Source organism: Streptomyces sp. MMG1121 (genome assembly GCF_001280015.1).
In the GTDB taxonomy this organism is placed as follows: domain Bacteria; phylum Actinomycetota; class Actinomycetes; order Streptomycetales; family Streptomycetaceae; genus Streptomyces.
Map to the genome: position 1 here is coordinate 44,554 of NZ_LGDV01000204.1, position 13,226 is coordinate 57,779.

12 protein-coding genes, 1 tRNA gene and 1 riboswitch are annotated in these 13,226 nt (G+C 71.3%); of the genes, 6 read left to right on the forward strand and 7 right to left on the reverse strand.

The features are described from left to right. The first annotated feature begins 149 nt into the window (after positions 1-149). Positions 150-1,388, forward strand: a complete 1,239-nt coding sequence (locus tag ADK64_RS27800) for an MFS transporter (RefSeq protein WP_159046343.1) — start codon at positions 150-152, stop codon at positions 1,386-1,388. 570 nt (positions 1,389-1,958) lie between these two features. Here the strand turns inward: ADK64_RS27800 and ADK64_RS27805 are convergent. Both ADK64_RS27805 and ADK64_RS27810 read right to left on the reverse strand, forming a co-directional pair. Then, the gene (locus ADK64_RS27805; RefSeq protein WP_053663211.1) at positions 1,959-2,537 is read right to left on the reverse strand and encodes a TetR/AcrR family transcriptional regulator; all 579 of its coding nucleotides are present in this window, start codon (positions 2,535-2,537) and stop codon (positions 1,959-1,961) included. A gap of 257 nt (positions 2,538-2,794) precedes the next feature. Continuing rightward, positions 2,795-3,499 (reverse strand): TetR/AcrR family transcriptional regulator, encoded by a 705-nt coding sequence (locus ADK64_RS27810; RefSeq protein WP_053663213.1) that lies wholly within the window; start codon positions 3,497-3,499, stop codon positions 2,795-2,797. A gap of 130 nt (positions 3,500-3,629) precedes the next feature. Here ADK64_RS27810 and ADK64_RS27815 point away from each other — a divergent pair, with 130 nt between their 5' ends. Together ADK64_RS27815 and ADK64_RS27820 are read left to right on the forward strand one after the other, a co-directional pair. Then, positions 3,630-4,235: an NADPH-dependent FMN reductase gene (locus ADK64_RS27815; protein WP_053663215.1), complete on the forward strand. Its 606-nt coding sequence runs from the start codon at positions 3,630-3,632 to the stop codon at positions 4,233-4,235. A 14-nt stretch (positions 4,236-4,249) separates the two neighbouring features. Beyond that, positions 4,250-5,734, forward strand: coding sequence for a DHA2 family efflux MFS transporter permease subunit (locus tag ADK64_RS27820; protein ID WP_078992869.1), 1,485 nt, complete (start codon positions 4,250-4,252; stop codon positions 5,732-5,734). 2 nt (positions 5,735-5,736) lie between these two features. Here the strand turns inward: ADK64_RS27820 and ADK64_RS27825 are convergent, their stop codons facing one another. Together ADK64_RS27825 and ADK64_RS27830 are read right to left on the reverse strand one after the other, a co-directional pair. Beyond that, positions 5,737-6,381, reverse strand: coding sequence for a GTP cyclohydrolase II (locus ADK64_RS27825; protein WP_053663217.1), 645 nt, complete (start codon positions 6,379-6,381; stop codon positions 5,737-5,739). A gap of 97 nt (positions 6,382-6,478) precedes the next feature. Then, the gene (locus ADK64_RS27830) at positions 6,479-7,036 is read right to left on the reverse strand and encodes a MarR family winged helix-turn-helix transcriptional regulator (protein WP_053663219.1); all 558 of its coding nucleotides are present in this window, start codon (positions 7,034-7,036) and stop codon (positions 6,479-6,481) included. Between the two features lie 64 nt (positions 7,037-7,100). Between ADK64_RS27830 and ADK64_RS27835 the strand changes: the two genes are divergently transcribed. Further along, positions 7,101-8,234, forward strand: coding sequence for a dihydrofolate reductase family protein (locus ADK64_RS27835; RefSeq protein ID WP_053663221.1), 1,134 nt, complete (start codon positions 7,101-7,103; stop codon positions 8,232-8,234). A 72-nt stretch (positions 8,235-8,306) separates the two neighbouring features. Here the strand turns inward: ADK64_RS27835 and ADK64_RS27840 are convergent. Continuing rightward, positions 8,307-8,380: transfer RNA gene (locus ADK64_RS27840), tRNA-Met, on the reverse strand. Between the two features lie 379 nt (positions 8,381-8,759). Then, a riboswitch (cyclic di-AMP (ydaO/yuaA leader) is annotated at positions 8,760-8,929 on the forward strand. Between the two features lie 7 nt (positions 8,930-8,936). Here ADK64_RS27840 and ADK64_RS27845 point away from each other — a divergent pair. After that, complete coding sequence (locus ADK64_RS27845; RefSeq protein WP_053663223.1) at positions 8,937-9,956, forward strand: M23 family metallopeptidase; 1,020 nt, start codon at positions 8,937-8,939, stop codon at positions 9,954-9,956. 70 nt (positions 9,957-10,026) lie between these two features. Continuing rightward, the gene (locus ADK64_RS27850; RefSeq protein WP_053663237.1) at positions 10,027-10,971 is read left to right on the forward strand and encodes an aldo/keto reductase; all 945 of its coding nucleotides are present in this window, start codon (positions 10,027-10,029) and stop codon (positions 10,969-10,971) included. A gap of 12 nt (positions 10,972-10,983) precedes the next feature. On the opposite strand, the gene ADK64_RS27855 is transcribed toward ADK64_RS27850, so the two are convergent. Further along, positions 10,984-12,288, reverse strand: coding sequence for a PrsW family intramembrane metalloprotease (locus ADK64_RS27855; RefSeq protein WP_199829721.1), 1,305 nt, complete (start codon positions 12,286-12,288; stop codon positions 10,984-10,986). 67 nt (positions 12,289-12,355) lie between these two features. Then, positions 12,356-13,180: a tRNA (guanosine(46)-N7)-methyltransferase TrmB gene (gene trmB / locus ADK64_RS27860; protein WP_053663227.1), complete on the reverse strand. Its 825-nt coding sequence runs from the start codon at positions 13,178-13,180 to the stop codon at positions 12,356-12,358. Positions 13,181-13,226 lie beyond the last annotated feature (46 nt).

The following is a 13,226-nucleotide window of genomic DNA, read 5'->3' on the forward strand; positions in this document are numbered from 1 at the left end:
CATGGGCGAGGGGGGGCCGGCTGGTCCTGTTCGGTATGACGTTCGCCGTGTGGTGTGACCGGGGAAAGCGGAGGCTGTTGACCGTGACGATGTTCGGAGCCAAAGGCGGGGAAAGCCAGGGTGGAGTGGGCCCAGGCTATCCGCGGGTGGTGACCGCTCTGCTGCGAAACCGGCCGTACCGGATGTACTGGATGGGTCAGGTGATGTCGCAACTGGGTTCCGACATCTCCGTCGTAGCCCTTGCCTTCGCGGTATTCGCTGCTGGTGGGGGCCCCGCCGACCTCGGTCTGGTGCTCGCGGCGCGCATGATTCCGCAGCCGCTGCTGGCGGTGGTCGGAGGGGCGATGGCCTACCGGACCTCCACGGAGCGCGTCATGGTGGGCGCGCATCTCACTTCCGGACTGTCGCAATCGGCGGCGGCCGTTCTCCTTCTCAGCGGGACCGCCCAGGTATGGCACCTGATTCTGCTGGCGCTCGTGACCGGAGCTGCCAATGGCTTCTTCGTCCCGGCGCAGCAGAGCGTCGTCCCGCAGATCGTCGGTCCCGAACTGCTACAACAGGCCAATGCCATGCTCAGGTTTCCGCAGAACGCCTCGAAGATGGCGGGCCGCGCGGTGGGCGGTATCGTGGTCGCTTTTGCCGGGCCCGGCTGGGCCATCGCCTGCGACGCGTTGAGTTTCTTCTGCGCGGCGCTGCTGCTCTCCCGTGTGGGTGTTCCCCTACTGCGGAAAGAAAGCACCGGACATACCAAGGCCGTCAAAGATGTGGCCGAAGGCTGGCGGGTCTTCCGGAGCCAACGATGGATGTGGGTGATGGTCCTGCAGAACGCCATCGCACTGATGCTGTGGTTGGCCGGCGTCCAGGTGATGGGACCGGTCTACGCGACCGAGGAACTGGGCGGCCCGCAGCCCTGGGGCCTGGCGGTCACAGCACTCGCAGTGGGGCTGGCCGTCGGATCGGCGGTGGCCATGGCATGGCGCCCCCGCTGCGCCGGTCCGCTCATCTGCGGATGCATGGCGACGATGGCGCTTCCGATGGCAGTGATGGCCACGCACGGACGCCTTGCGGTCCTGTCCCTGGCCATGCTGATCGCGGGCGCCGGGGTGGACACGGCCATGGTGACCTGGACCGGCCTGATGCAAGAACGCATCCCCGTGGAACAGCTCAGCCGCGTCCTGTCCTTCTCGAACGTGGGCCCCTTGGCGCTGGTACCACTCGGATACGTCCTTGCCGGCCCGGCCGTACAAGTGGTGGGGCTGAACGCCGCACTGGCCCTCAGCGCAACCGGGATCCTCGCCGTGGCCGTCATCCCACTCGTGCTGGGCGACATCCGCACGCTGTCCCGCCCGCAAATCGAGCCTCGAACCAGGGAAGCGGCAGTAGCGTGACCGCCGTTGCCAGGGACGGCGAGTCCGGCCTGTAGCCACGGACGGTTCGGCAAGGTTGGCGGTGGGTGGGGCTGCGTGACGGTCGACGGTCATAGGTGTAGCTCTTCCGCGGGGACGGGCTGAGCTGGGAAGTTGTGGGTGGACAGAGGGCGCTGGCCATCCTGTGCCCTCTGCCGTAGGTACGCGACGAGTCGAAGGAACGCACCGTCGCCGAGCGGGTCGCGCGTCGACCGTGCTGCCGGTCCGAAATCCGCGCGGAACCGCAGGTCAGCCGCCCGCCATGCGTGAGCGATGCGTGAGCGGACGGCGTGGCAGAGACCGTCCATCGCTGGACCTGGTGTCAGGGAAAACCTCCCTGACCAGGCAAAACCGGACCGTGGTGGAGCAAGCAGGAGCGTCGATCAGGAAACCGCCGGGACTTTTCATCCATTGGTTGTGGGTTCGAGTCCCACAGGGCCTACGGACGGTGGTTGGGGGACATTCCCTCTGACCTGCTCCGTTTTCGGGCCCGGGGCACCCTGTGGCCGCGGTGACCCGGGCTGTCCTCCACCGGCAATCGCGGGCGTCCGCTCACGGTTCCGGTACGAGCCGTTCGACCGCGGCCGTCACCAGCTCGTCCCGTTCCGCCTCCGTAAGGACGTCCGGCAGGGTGAGCTGTTCGACGATCAGCCAATTCAGGGCGAGGTAGAGCAGTTTGACGGCCGTGGCGTCGCCGGGCAGGCCGGAGGACTCGTGGTAGGCGAGGTTGGCGGCGAGGTCGGTGCGGACCCGCTCGGTGAGCACCGCGCGCAGTCCGGGGCGGCGAGTGGCCTCCAGACGGAGTTCCAGCAGCGCGAGGTAGCCGGTGCGGAAGGAGGCGATCCGGCCGACGAGTTCGCGCATCAGCTCCGCGTACGTCTCCCGGTCGCGGCCGGCCGTGCGCTGGCGGGCGATCGTGGCCTCGTCGGGCTGGAGCCGTTCGTAGACGCGGGCGCCGGCCTGGGTGAGCAGGTCGTCGCGGCCGGTGAAGTAGTTGGAGGCCGTGCCGGTGGGTACGGCGGCCTCGGCATCCACCGCCCGGAACGTCAGCCCGCGTGCCCCTTCCCGGGCCAGCACCTCGATCGCGGCGTCGACGAGCACGGCCCGCCGCTGGTCGTTGCGTCTCACCATGGACTCCGGCTCCCGTGTGGGGGTACTTCCTGGCAAACCACTTCGGGGAGAGTACTGCGTATGGAGTTGTGCGGGATGGGGGGCGGGGTCACGCCGGACTGCGACCGTGGCTCCGGCTGCTGCCCCGCCATCGCCCTCGCCCCCTTGGCCGTACCACCATGTGCCGGTCGTCGCACGTCTGTGGTGCCGTGCTCGGAACCGGAGCCCTCGTAGGTGAGCCCCGCCGCGGTGGGCCGGGCCGTTCGCCGAGCCGGTGTTCAACCGGCGGGACCGGCCTCCGCGCGTCCGTAGGCCCGCAGGAACGCCGCGACCCCGGCCCTGACCACCCGGTCCGTCTCGGCCGCCGGCAGCGGCAGGACGCCGTAGTGGGTGGACTGCACGATCGTGAGCGAGGTCAGGGCCGTGAAGTGGGCGGCGGTCATGGCCGGGTCGCTGTGCGGGTCGAGCAGGCCGGCGTCTGTGAGGTGGGTCATCGCCTCGGCCACGGCCCGGCCGACGGGCGCCGGGCCCGCCTCGTGCCAGGCCGTGAGGACCTCCGGTGGTACGTGGTCGGCCTCGGCGTGGATGTGCCGTACGAGGGCGAAGTGGTTGGGGTAGTCGGCGAGCAGGCCGACGAACGCGCGGGCCAGGGCGACCAGGTCGCGTTCCAGGTCGTCGGGGCGCGGAGGGCGCTCCGGGTCCAACACCGCGCGCAGTCGGGCCAGTTGGGCGTCACGCACCTCGCTGGACGACCAGGTCACCACCGTCTGGAAGAGCTGCGCCTTGCCGCCGGGGAAGTGGTTGTAGAGCGTGCGCGTGGAGACGCCGGCCTCGGCGGCGAGCGCGTCGACCGAGGCGCGCGCGTAGCCCTCGCGGCCGAAGACCGTGCAGGCCGCGCTCGCGATGGCGATCTGCTTCTCCAGCTTGCGCGGTGAGACCTCGCGCCGTGCCTGGTCCCGCCGGGACTCGTTCGTCTCGCTCACCGGCCACCTCCTTCTGTCGGGCCACTCTACTCGAACTACAACGGCCGTTGTAATTTTTACAACGACCGTTGTACCTTGCTGAGCAGTCGGCCGCAACGAGTGGCCGGCCACCACGAACAGGGGGACGCCCATGTCCACGCACGACACCGCAACACCGCTGCGCCTCGCCGTCGTCGTCGGCAGCGTCCGGGAAGGGCGGCAGGGCCGTGCCGTCGCCGACTGGTTCCTCGGCGAGGCCGCCGCCGACCCCGGCCTCGACCTCGACGTCATCGACCTCGCCGAGGCGGACCTGCCGCTCGTGCTGCCCGGCTACGGCGGCACGCCCAGCCCCGAGACCGCGGCCGTGCTGGGCGACATCTCGCCCCGGCTCGCCGCCGCAGACGCGTTCGTCGTCGTCACGCCCGAGTACAATCACAGCTTCCCGGCGTCCCTGAAGAACTTCATCGACTGGCACTACACGCAGTGGCAGGCCAAGCCGGTCGGCTTCGTGTCGTACGGCGGTCTCGGCGGCGGGCTGCGCGCGGTCGAGCAGCTCCGCCTGGTCTTCGCCGAGCTGCACGCGACGACGGTGCGCGACTCGGTCAGCCTGCACGGGCCCTGGTCCGGCCTCGCCGAGGACGGCACCCCGCGCGATGCCGACGTCTGCGCCGGCGCCGCCAAGGGCATGCTCGGTCAACTGGCCTGGTGGGGACGGGTGTTGCGGACCGCGCGCGCCGAGCGTCCCTACGCGGGCTGAGGGCGGGGACGGCGATGAACGGCCCCCGGCCCGTCGAGGCCACCCCCACCACCCCCACCTTGTCCGCCACGCCCGCGCCGTCGGCGGTGCTGCCGGACCCGGCCACTGCCACCGTCACGGCCACCGCGACCGTCCTGCGGCGCACCCTGACCGTCACCGTCATCGGCTCGGTGATGGCCGTGCTCGACATGACGATCGTCAACGTCGCGATGCGCTCGCTGTCGGAGTCCTTCCGCGCCCCGCTGGCGACCATCCAGTGGACCGCCACCGCCTACACGCTCGCGCTCGCCGCCGTCATCCCGGTCGCCGCCTGGGCGATGGGCCGGATCGGCGCCCGCCGTACCTATGCGACCGCGCTCGTCCTGTTCACGCTCGGCTCCCTGCTCGCCGCCTGCGCCTGGGACGCGGGCAGCCTCATCGCCTTCCGCGCGGTTCAGGGGCTGGGCGGCGGGCTGCTCCAGCCCGTCGGGATGACGCTGGTGATGCGGGTCGCCGACCGCGACCGGCTCGGCCGCGCGATGGCCGTGGGCGGCCTGCCCCTCCTGGTCGGGCCGGTCGCCGGCCCGGTGCTGGGCGGCTGGCTGGTCGACACCGCCTCCTGGCACTGGATCTTCCTGGTGAACCTGCCGGTGGGCCTGCTCGCCCTGGCACTCGCGGTACGGCTGCTGCCCCGCGACGAGCCCGAGGCGCGGGGGCGCGGCACCGCCCGACGGCAACGCCTGGACGTCCCCGGCCTGCTGATGCTCTCTCCCGGCCTCGCCCTGCTGCTCTACGGCCTGGCCCGGGGCGGCGAGCGAAGCGACTTCACGGCACCCGGCGCCCTCCTGCCCACCCTCGCCGGTGCGGTCCTGACGGCCGCCTTCGTCCGCCGGGCGCTGACGGTCAGGGAACCGCTGCTGGACCTACGGCTCCTGCGCGACCGTACCTTCGCCGCCGGCATCGCCACGATCGCCCTGTTCACCTGCGGTTACTTCGGCTCGATGCTGCTCGGCCCGCTGTACTGGCAGCAGGAGCGGGGCCTGAGCGCGACGGCGGCCGGTCTGCTGGGCGCCCCGAGCGGGCTCGTCGTCGGTACGGCGATGCAGTGCGCGGCGCGCTGGATCGACAAGGCGTCACCGCGCCGGCTGATCCCGGCCGGTATCGCCCTGGCCGCTCTCGGCATGGTGTCGCTGGCCTGGCAGGCGGGCGTGCCCGGGGTCGCGCCCTGGCGGATGGTGACCTCGGCCATGCTGCTGGGGGCCGGTGTCGGCATGGTGCTGATGCCGACGATGACGACCGCGACCCGGCAGCTGCCCGCCGACCGGATGGCCTCGGCGAGCACCGCGCTCAGCATCAACTCCCAGCTCGGGGCCTCGGTGGGCACGGCGGTGCTCTCGGTGGTCCTGGGCGCGGCGGGCCAGCACCCGGCCGGCTTCCGCCTCACCTACGCGGTGGCGGCGGTCCTTCTGGCCCTCTCCGCCCTGCCGGCCCTCCGGCTGCCCGGCCGCCGTCGGCCATGAGGTCAGCCCGCGCTGCGCTCCGCGAGGTCCGTCAACTCGGCCAGCGGCAGCGTGTGCTGGGTCTGGAGGACCTTCGCGCGCAGGTAGCGGACGTTGTGGGCGGTGGTGAAGACGCCGGTCGGCACCCGGTCCCGTACGACGACGCCCAGTGCGCGCAACTGCTCGGCCTTGTCGGGGTTGTTGGACAGCAGGTCCAGCTCCCCGATGCCGAGGGCGGCGAGCATCTGCGCGGCGGCCGTGTAGTCGCGGGCGTCCTCCGGCAGACCGAGCGCGGCGTTCGCCTCGTACGTGTCGAGGCCCTGGTCCTGGAGGGCGTACGCGTCGAGCTTGTTGTAGAGGCCGATGCCGCGGCCCTCCTGGCGGAGGTAGAGCAGCACGCCGCCCCGGTCGGCGATGCGCTCGACCGCCTCCCGCAGCTGGGGACCGCAGTCGCAGCGGTCCGAGCCGAAGACGTCACCGGTGAGGCACTCGGAGTGCAGCCGCACCAGCGGGACGGGGCCGGGGTCGCCGAGGACGACGGCGACATGCTCCTGGCCGTCGGCCAGGCCGTGGAAGGTGACGAGGTCGGCGTCGACGCTGTAGCCGTCGTGGAAACGCAGCGGTACCCGGACGCGGGCGCGCGGCGTGGCGGCGGGGGTGTCGGGCATGCGGGTCCCTCCGGGGCTGTTGCTTCAGTTTTGAAGCAGTGAGACGGACAGACCCTACCTCATGCTTAAAAGTTCAAGCAATTGTTTTCAGAGTGACTCAGGAGCACGCCGGAGGCGGCGACGACGAGGGCGACGAGGGCGACGAGGACGAACAGGACGCACGGCGTCGCCAGGGGACGTCCCCCGGCCCGGCCTCGGTGTCCTCGTCCTGAAGCCCGCGCGCGACCCCGGTGAAGATCTCCTCCAGCTGCCCCACCTGCGCGGGCGTCAGCCGGTCGAAGAGGGTGCTGCGCACGGTCGCGACATGCCCGGGCGCCGTACGCTCCAGTACGGCCATCCCCTCGTCCGTCAGCACGGCGAGGCTGCTGCGCTTGTCCCAGCGGCACTCCTCCCGGCGCACCAGCCCGTCCCGCTCAAGCCGGGTCACCGCGTACGTCAGCCTGCTGCGCGTGATCTTCACCGTCTGGGCGAGATCGGTCATGCGCAGCCGTCGGTCGGGCGCCTCGGAGAGGTTGGCCAGCACCGAGTAGAAAAGGTGGGGCATGCCGGCGTCCTGCTGGAGCTGCCGGTCCATCGCGTCCTCCAGGAGGTGGGTCGCGGCCATGTACGCGCGCCAGGCGCGCTGCTCCTCGGGACTGAGCCAGCGGGTCGTCATGCCGCCAGTGTAGGTTTGTTTCAAACTTGAACCAAGAGTGCCACCTCACAGGGAGAGCGCGCCGATGTCGTACCCGTACGTGCTGCTGTCCGCCGCCGTCTCCCTCGACGGCTACCTGGACGACACCGGTCCCGAGCGCCTGCTGCTGTCCGGCCCGGCCGACTTCGACCGGGTCGATGAGGTGCGGGCCGGCTCCGACGCCATCCTCGTCGGCGCCGGCACGATCCGCGCCGACAACCCGCGGCTGCTGGTCAACTCGGCCGAGCGCCGCGCGGCCCGCATCGCGGCGGGCAGGCCCGAGTACCCGCTGAAGGTGACCGTCACCGCCTCCGGCGACCTCGACCCGGCCGCGAAGTTGTGGCACACCGGCGGCGAGAAGCTCGTCTGCACGACCGACGAGGGCGCCGAGCGCGCCACCCGCCTGCTCGGCGACACCGCCGACGTCGTACCGCTCGGCCCCGACCTCGACTGGCGCGCGCTCCTCGCCCATCTGCACGATGTGCGCGGCGTACGGCGCCTGATGGTGGAGGGCGGCGGAACCGTCCACACCCAGCTCCTCCAGCAGGGCCTCGCCGACGAACTCCAGCTGGTCCTCGCCCCGCTCTTCGTCGGCGACCCGGCGGCACCACGCCTGTTCGGCCCGGGGGCGTACCAGGGCGGCCGGCTCCGGCTCACCGAGACCCGCCGTATCGAGGACGTCGTCCTCATGCGCTACGAGCCCACGGCCCCCGGCATCGGCCCCGCCCCCACCGCCGCCGACCGGCACTGGCTGCGCACCGCCTGCGAGCTCGCCGCGCTGTGCCCGCCCTCCGGGACGGCGTTCAGCGTCGGCGCGGTGGTGGTCGCGGCCGACGGCACGGAGCTGGCGCGCGGCCACTCACGCGAGGGGGGCGACCCGGTGGTCCATGCGGAGGAGGCGGCCCTCGCCAAGCTCGACCCGGCCGACCCCCGGCTGGCCGCCGCCACGGTCTACAGCAGCCTGGAGCCCTGCGCTCGGCGCGCTTCCCGGCCGGCGCCCTGTGCCGAGCTGATCCTTCGGGCGGGGGTGCGGAGAGTGGTGACGGCTTGGCGTGAGCCGGACACGTTCGTGGAGGCGGCCGACGGGACCGGGGTTCTGCTGAAGGGGGGCGTCGAGGTGGTCGTACTTCCGGAGTACGAGGAGCGGGCCAAGGCGCCCAACCGGCATCTGGTGGATTGAGTGCGCCTGCGCCCTTCGGGGCGCAAAGCACTCAGGGCCGGAATCCGTTGGATTCCGGCCCTGAGCCTTCAGTAGCGGGGACAGGATTTGAACCTGCGACCTCTGGGTTATGAGCCCAGCGAGCTACCGAGCTGCTCCACCCCGCGTCGTTGTGACTCCAGAGTACCCCATGTTCAGGGCCGCACGCACACCCGCTTCCTCGCGGGCCCCGGCGGGTGCTGCGCGGCCTGCCCGCCCCGAGAGGATTCACCGCCGTCCCGTTCTTCACCGCCGCCCCCGGCGGGGCCGTGATCGGCTTCACCGACGGTGATCGGACGACCGCCGTCCGCATAACATCTGAGACACCATCAAAAACACCGAGACTCCTGAGCGCCGGCCAACTCGCCCGGTTTGGCATTGTTCTGGCAGGTAAGTCCTGGCCGAAAAACGTTAATGATCAAGCCGAACGGCTTGGAAAGTGACTCGCAAGTCTATTAACGTTCGATAACGCAGCGCGGTCGTCCCAGCCGTCACAAGAGACGGCTCCGTGCGCACGCGCCGAATCCCGCAAGGGAACCGGGGAACCACCACCTTGGGGTGAATCACGCGGACGCCGGCAGTGAACTCAGTGAGTCCACACCCGGTATACGCGCGTAGGAGACCTTCCTGCTCCGAACCCGTCAGCTAACCCGGTAGGCGACGGAAGGAAAGGAGTACGCCCGCGTGGCGTCCAACCCGCCTGCCCCAGAAGCCCCGTTCATACCGGCGCCCACCGAGTCCGAGACCTTCGGCTACGACTCCTACCGCGCCGAGGAGGGCCCCTGGGAGGAGTGGAACCCCACCGAGGACTCCGTCCCCCAGGTCCGCGGCCGGCACCGCGTCGCCAAGCAGCGCGGCGGCTTCGCCCGCAGCTCCACCGTCCTCGGCGTCGGCGTCATGGCCGCGGTCGGCGCGGGCGGCATGGCCAGCGCCCACACCGGCAAGCCGCCGGTCTCCATCTCCCTGCCGGACTCCGTGAGCCACCTCTTCGAGGGCGGCTCCGCCGAGGCTCCGAAGTCCACCGCCACCGGGCTCTCCCAGGCCGGCGTGGTTTCCGAGAGCGGCAAGAGCGACGCCGGTGAGGCGCTGCGCAACCGGATCATGGCCCAGGCCGAGCAGCAGCAGAGCAAGGCCGACAGCAAGGCCACCGCCGCCGCGCTCGCCGCCAGCGAGAAGCAGACCGCCGACGCGGCCGCCAAGGCGGAGAAGGACGCCGCCGCCAAGGCCGCGGCCGCCAGGGACAAGGCGGAGGCCGACGCCAAGAAGGCGGAGGAGGCCAAGCGCCTGGCCGCGCTGGCCAAGCAGTACACGCTGCCCGTCGTGTCGTACACGATCACCGGCACCTTCGGTCAGCCCGGTGCGATGTGGTCCTCCGGCTACCACACCGGCCTCGACTTCGCCGCCCCCACCGGCACCCTCATCAAGGCCGTCCACGGCGGCACGATCACCGAGGCGGGCTGGGCCGGCGCCTACGGCTACCGCACCATCCTGACCCTGGACGACGGCACCGAGCTGTGGTTCTGCCACCAGTCCTCGATCAACGTCTCGGTCGGCCAGAAGGTCTCCACCGGCGACGTCATCGGCCGCATCGGCGCCACCGGCAACGTCACCGGCCCGCACCTGCACCTGGAGGTCCACCCCGGCGGCCAGGCCACCGGCATCGACCCGGCGCCGTGGCTGCGCGACAAGGGCCTCAACCCCTGATTCCGCCATTCGCGGGAATCCGGCGCCGACGGCGGAATGAGATCATCCGCCGTCGGCGTTGATGTCGACCATGACGTCTCTGCGCACACTCGGCTCTTCCGACCTCGAGGTCTTCCCCCTCTCCCTCGGCGGCAACGTCTTCGGCTGGACCGCCGACGAGGACACCTCCTTCGCCGTCCTCGACGCCTACGCGGCCGCAGGCGGCAACTTCATCGACACCGCCGACTCCTACACGGCCTGGATCGAGGGCAACCAGGGCGGCGAGTCCGAGACGATCATCGGCAAGTGGGTCAAGGCCCGCGGCAACCGCGACAGCGTCGTCATCGCCACCAAGGTCAGCCAGCACCCGCAGTTCCAGGGCCTGTCCGCCGCCAACATCAAGGCCGCCGCCGACGCCTCCCTGCGCCGCCTGGACACCGACCACATCGACCTGTACTACACCCACTTCGACAAGCCCGAGGTGCCGGTCGAGGAGATCATCGGCGCCCTCGACGAGCTGGTGAAGGCGGGCAAGGTCCGGCACATCGCCGCCTCCAACATCACCCCCGAGCGCCTCAAGGCCTCGCTCGACTTCTCCGAGCGCGAGGGCCTGGCCCGCTACGTCGCCCTCCAGCCCCACTACAACCTCGTCTCCCGGGACACCTACGAGGGCCCGCTGCAGGAGCTGGCGGCCAAGGAGGGCCTGTCCGCGGTCCCGTACTTCTCCCTCGCCGCGGGCTTCCTGACCGGCAAGTACCGCCCCGGTACGAAGGTCGACAGCGCCCGCGCCGGCCGGGCCCAGGAGTACGCGGACTCCGAGCGCGGCCAGAAGGTCCTCGCGGCCCTGGACGAGATCGCCGCCGCTCATGAGGCCCCGCTCGCCACCGTCGCCCTCGCCTGGCTCGCGGCCCAGCCGACGATCACCGCCCCGATCGCCTCGGCCCGCACGGTCGAACAGCTCCCGGACCTGCTGGGGGTGGCGGACCTGAAGCTGACGGACGAGGAGATCGCGAAGCTCACGGCGGCGTCGGCATAACCCACCGGACGGTCACGGCCGGTACGGGTGGTAAGCGGGGTAGGGCGCTGCCGGATACCCGTATCCGTACGGCGCCGGCCCCGTGTACACCGGCCGGGCCGGCAACGCCGCATGCGCCGCGTACTCCAGCGCGGGCCGTGCGACGTCCTTGCGCTTCCACAGCTCGTCCAGCAGCTCCCGCTCCCGTACGGCGAAGTCGGCCCCGGCCTTCCCGCGCCGCCCCCGCAGACGCAGCAACGCGAGCGCCGTGGCGTACGCCTCGTAGTGCGCCACCTCCCGCGCCGCCGCCTTGCCGCAGTGGTGGCGGGCGTAGTCCCGGGCCACGCGCCGCGCCCGCATCGACCCCAGCGCGAACGGCTCGGCTGGTCCCAGCCACCCGGCCAGTACATACGCCGGCAGCTCCTCGCGCACGGTCCGCAGCTCGCGCTGCCGCGTCCAGACGGCCAGCCAGGTCAGCAGCCCGAACACGGGCACCATGAAGCCGCCGTAGACGGCGAAGAAGCCGAACTCGCCGAAGGTGGAGGAGCCGTTCCAGAAGGCGTGCATGCTCATCGCGAGCAGCAGACCGCAGAGCGGCAGCAGCACCCGCCGCGCGCGGTGCCGCTCGGCGGAGAGCGCGGCGATGCCGAAGCCGAGGCCGGTCATGGTGGTGAACAGGGGGTGCGCGAACGGCGACATCACGATGCGCACGAAGAAGGTGGCGGCGGTGACGGAGGCGATGCCGCGGTCGCCGGTGAGCTGGTCGGCCCCGAAGGCCGTACCGAGGTAGAGGATGTTCTCGGTGAACGCGAACCCGGTGGCGGTGATCCCGGCTATCACCATTCCGTCCACGATCCCGGTGAAGTGACGCCGGCGGAAGAGGAAGACCAGCAGTACGGCCGCGGCCTTGGCGGACTCCTCGACGATCGGCGCTATCACGGTGGCGCCGAGGGTGTCGGCACTGGCCGGATCGGCGGTGGCGGTGGCTATCCACTTGGTCGCGAAGCTGTTGGCGACGATGGCGATGAGCGCCGCCGCGCAGGCTCCCCAGGCGAACGCGAAGATCAGGTTCCGCCAGGGTCCCGGCGCGACCCGGTCCAGCCATCGGAAGGCGGCTATGAGCCATGGCACGGGCAGGACGGCCAGCCCGAGCCCGACGAGGAACCCCTCGGTACCGGTCTGTTTGCGCACCAGCGCGAGGATCACCAGCCCGGACAGGGCCAGCAGCGTGATCAGCGCTCCGTACCGCACCGACCTGCGCTGCCACCAGTGCGGATGGCGGAGCACAGCACCGCCGGGGCTGGGCGGATACGTCGGATACGCAGGACTGGTGGCCACGGCATCGACCCTAACGGTGGCGGGACGAGGGGCTGGAGCGGATTACCGGACCTGACGACCGGGCCGGCTACGCGCTCCGGTGCGATACGCGCCGGAACAGCAGATCGTTCACCACATGTCCCTTGTCCAGTCCCTGCCCCTCGAAACGGGTCAGCGGCCGGAACTCCGGGCGCGCCGCGAAACCGCCGTCCGCCTGCGTGTTCGCGAAGTCGGGATGCGCGGTGAGCACCTCGAGCATCTGCTCGGCGTACGGCTCCCAGTCGGTCGCGCAGTGCACGAGCGCGCCGGGCCGCAGCCGGGTGGCGGCGAGCGTCAGGAACTCGGGCTGGATGAGCCGGCGCTTGTGGTGCCGCTTCTTGGGCCAGGGGTCCGGGAAGTACACGCGCAGCCCGTCGAGCGCGTCGGGCGCGAGCATCTCCCTGAGCAGGATGATCGCGTCGCCGTTGCCCACCCGGACGTTGGACAGACCGTGGTGGTCGGCGAGGCCCAGCAGATTGCCCTGCCCCGGGGTGTGCACGTCGACGGCGAGGATGTTGGTCTCCGGGTCGGCGGCCGCCATCTGCGCGGTGGCCTCGCCCATGCCGAAGCCGATCTCCAGCACGACGGGCCTGTCGTTCCCGAACAGCTCGCCGAGGTCGATGATCCGCTGTCCGTCGATGTCCAGCCCCCACACGGGCCACAGCCGCTGCAACGCGTCGGCCTGCCCGGACGTGACCCGGCTGCGCCGCGGCTGGAAGCTCCGGATCCGCCGCTCGAAGTGCGACCCGGCGGGATCGGCCTTGGGCCCGTCCGGAAAGCGCGGCTCTCCCTTGGCCCGGGTGTGCCGGACGGGCACACCGGGTGCGTGGGGGGCGGGGGCGGGGGCGTCGGGGGTGTTGAGGGAGTCAGACACAGTGAGTCCGATTTTACGGCGACCTGGAGCAACACCCGCTCAGCCG

Coding starts and splice junctions, on each gene's coding strand:
- ADK64_RS27805 (WP_053663211.1), bottom strand. CDS start 2,537: ATGGTGAGACGCAACGACCAGCGGCGGGCCGTGCTCGTCGACGCCGCG.
- ADK64_RS27815 (WP_053663215.1), top strand. CDS start 3,630: ATGTCCACGCACGACACCGCAACACCGCTGCGCCTCGCCGTCGTCGTC.
- ADK64_RS27820 (WP_078992869.1), top strand. CDS start 4,250: ATGAACGGCCCCCGGCCCGTCGAGGCCACCCCCACCACCCCCACCTTG.
- ADK64_RS27825 (WP_053663217.1), bottom strand. CDS start 6,381: ATGCCCGACACCCCCGCCGCCACGCCGCGCGCCCGCGTCCGGGTACCG.
- ADK64_RS27830 (WP_053663219.1), bottom strand. CDS start 7,036: ATGACGACCCGCTGGCTCAGTCCCGAGGAGCAGCGCGCCTGGCGCGCG.
- ADK64_RS27835 (WP_053663221.1), top strand. CDS start 7,101: ATGTCGTACCCGTACGTGCTGCTGTCCGCCGCCGTCTCCCTCGACGGC.
- ADK64_RS27850 (WP_053663237.1), top strand. CDS start 10,027: ATGACGTCTCTGCGCACACTCGGCTCTTCCGACCTCGAGGTCTTCCCC.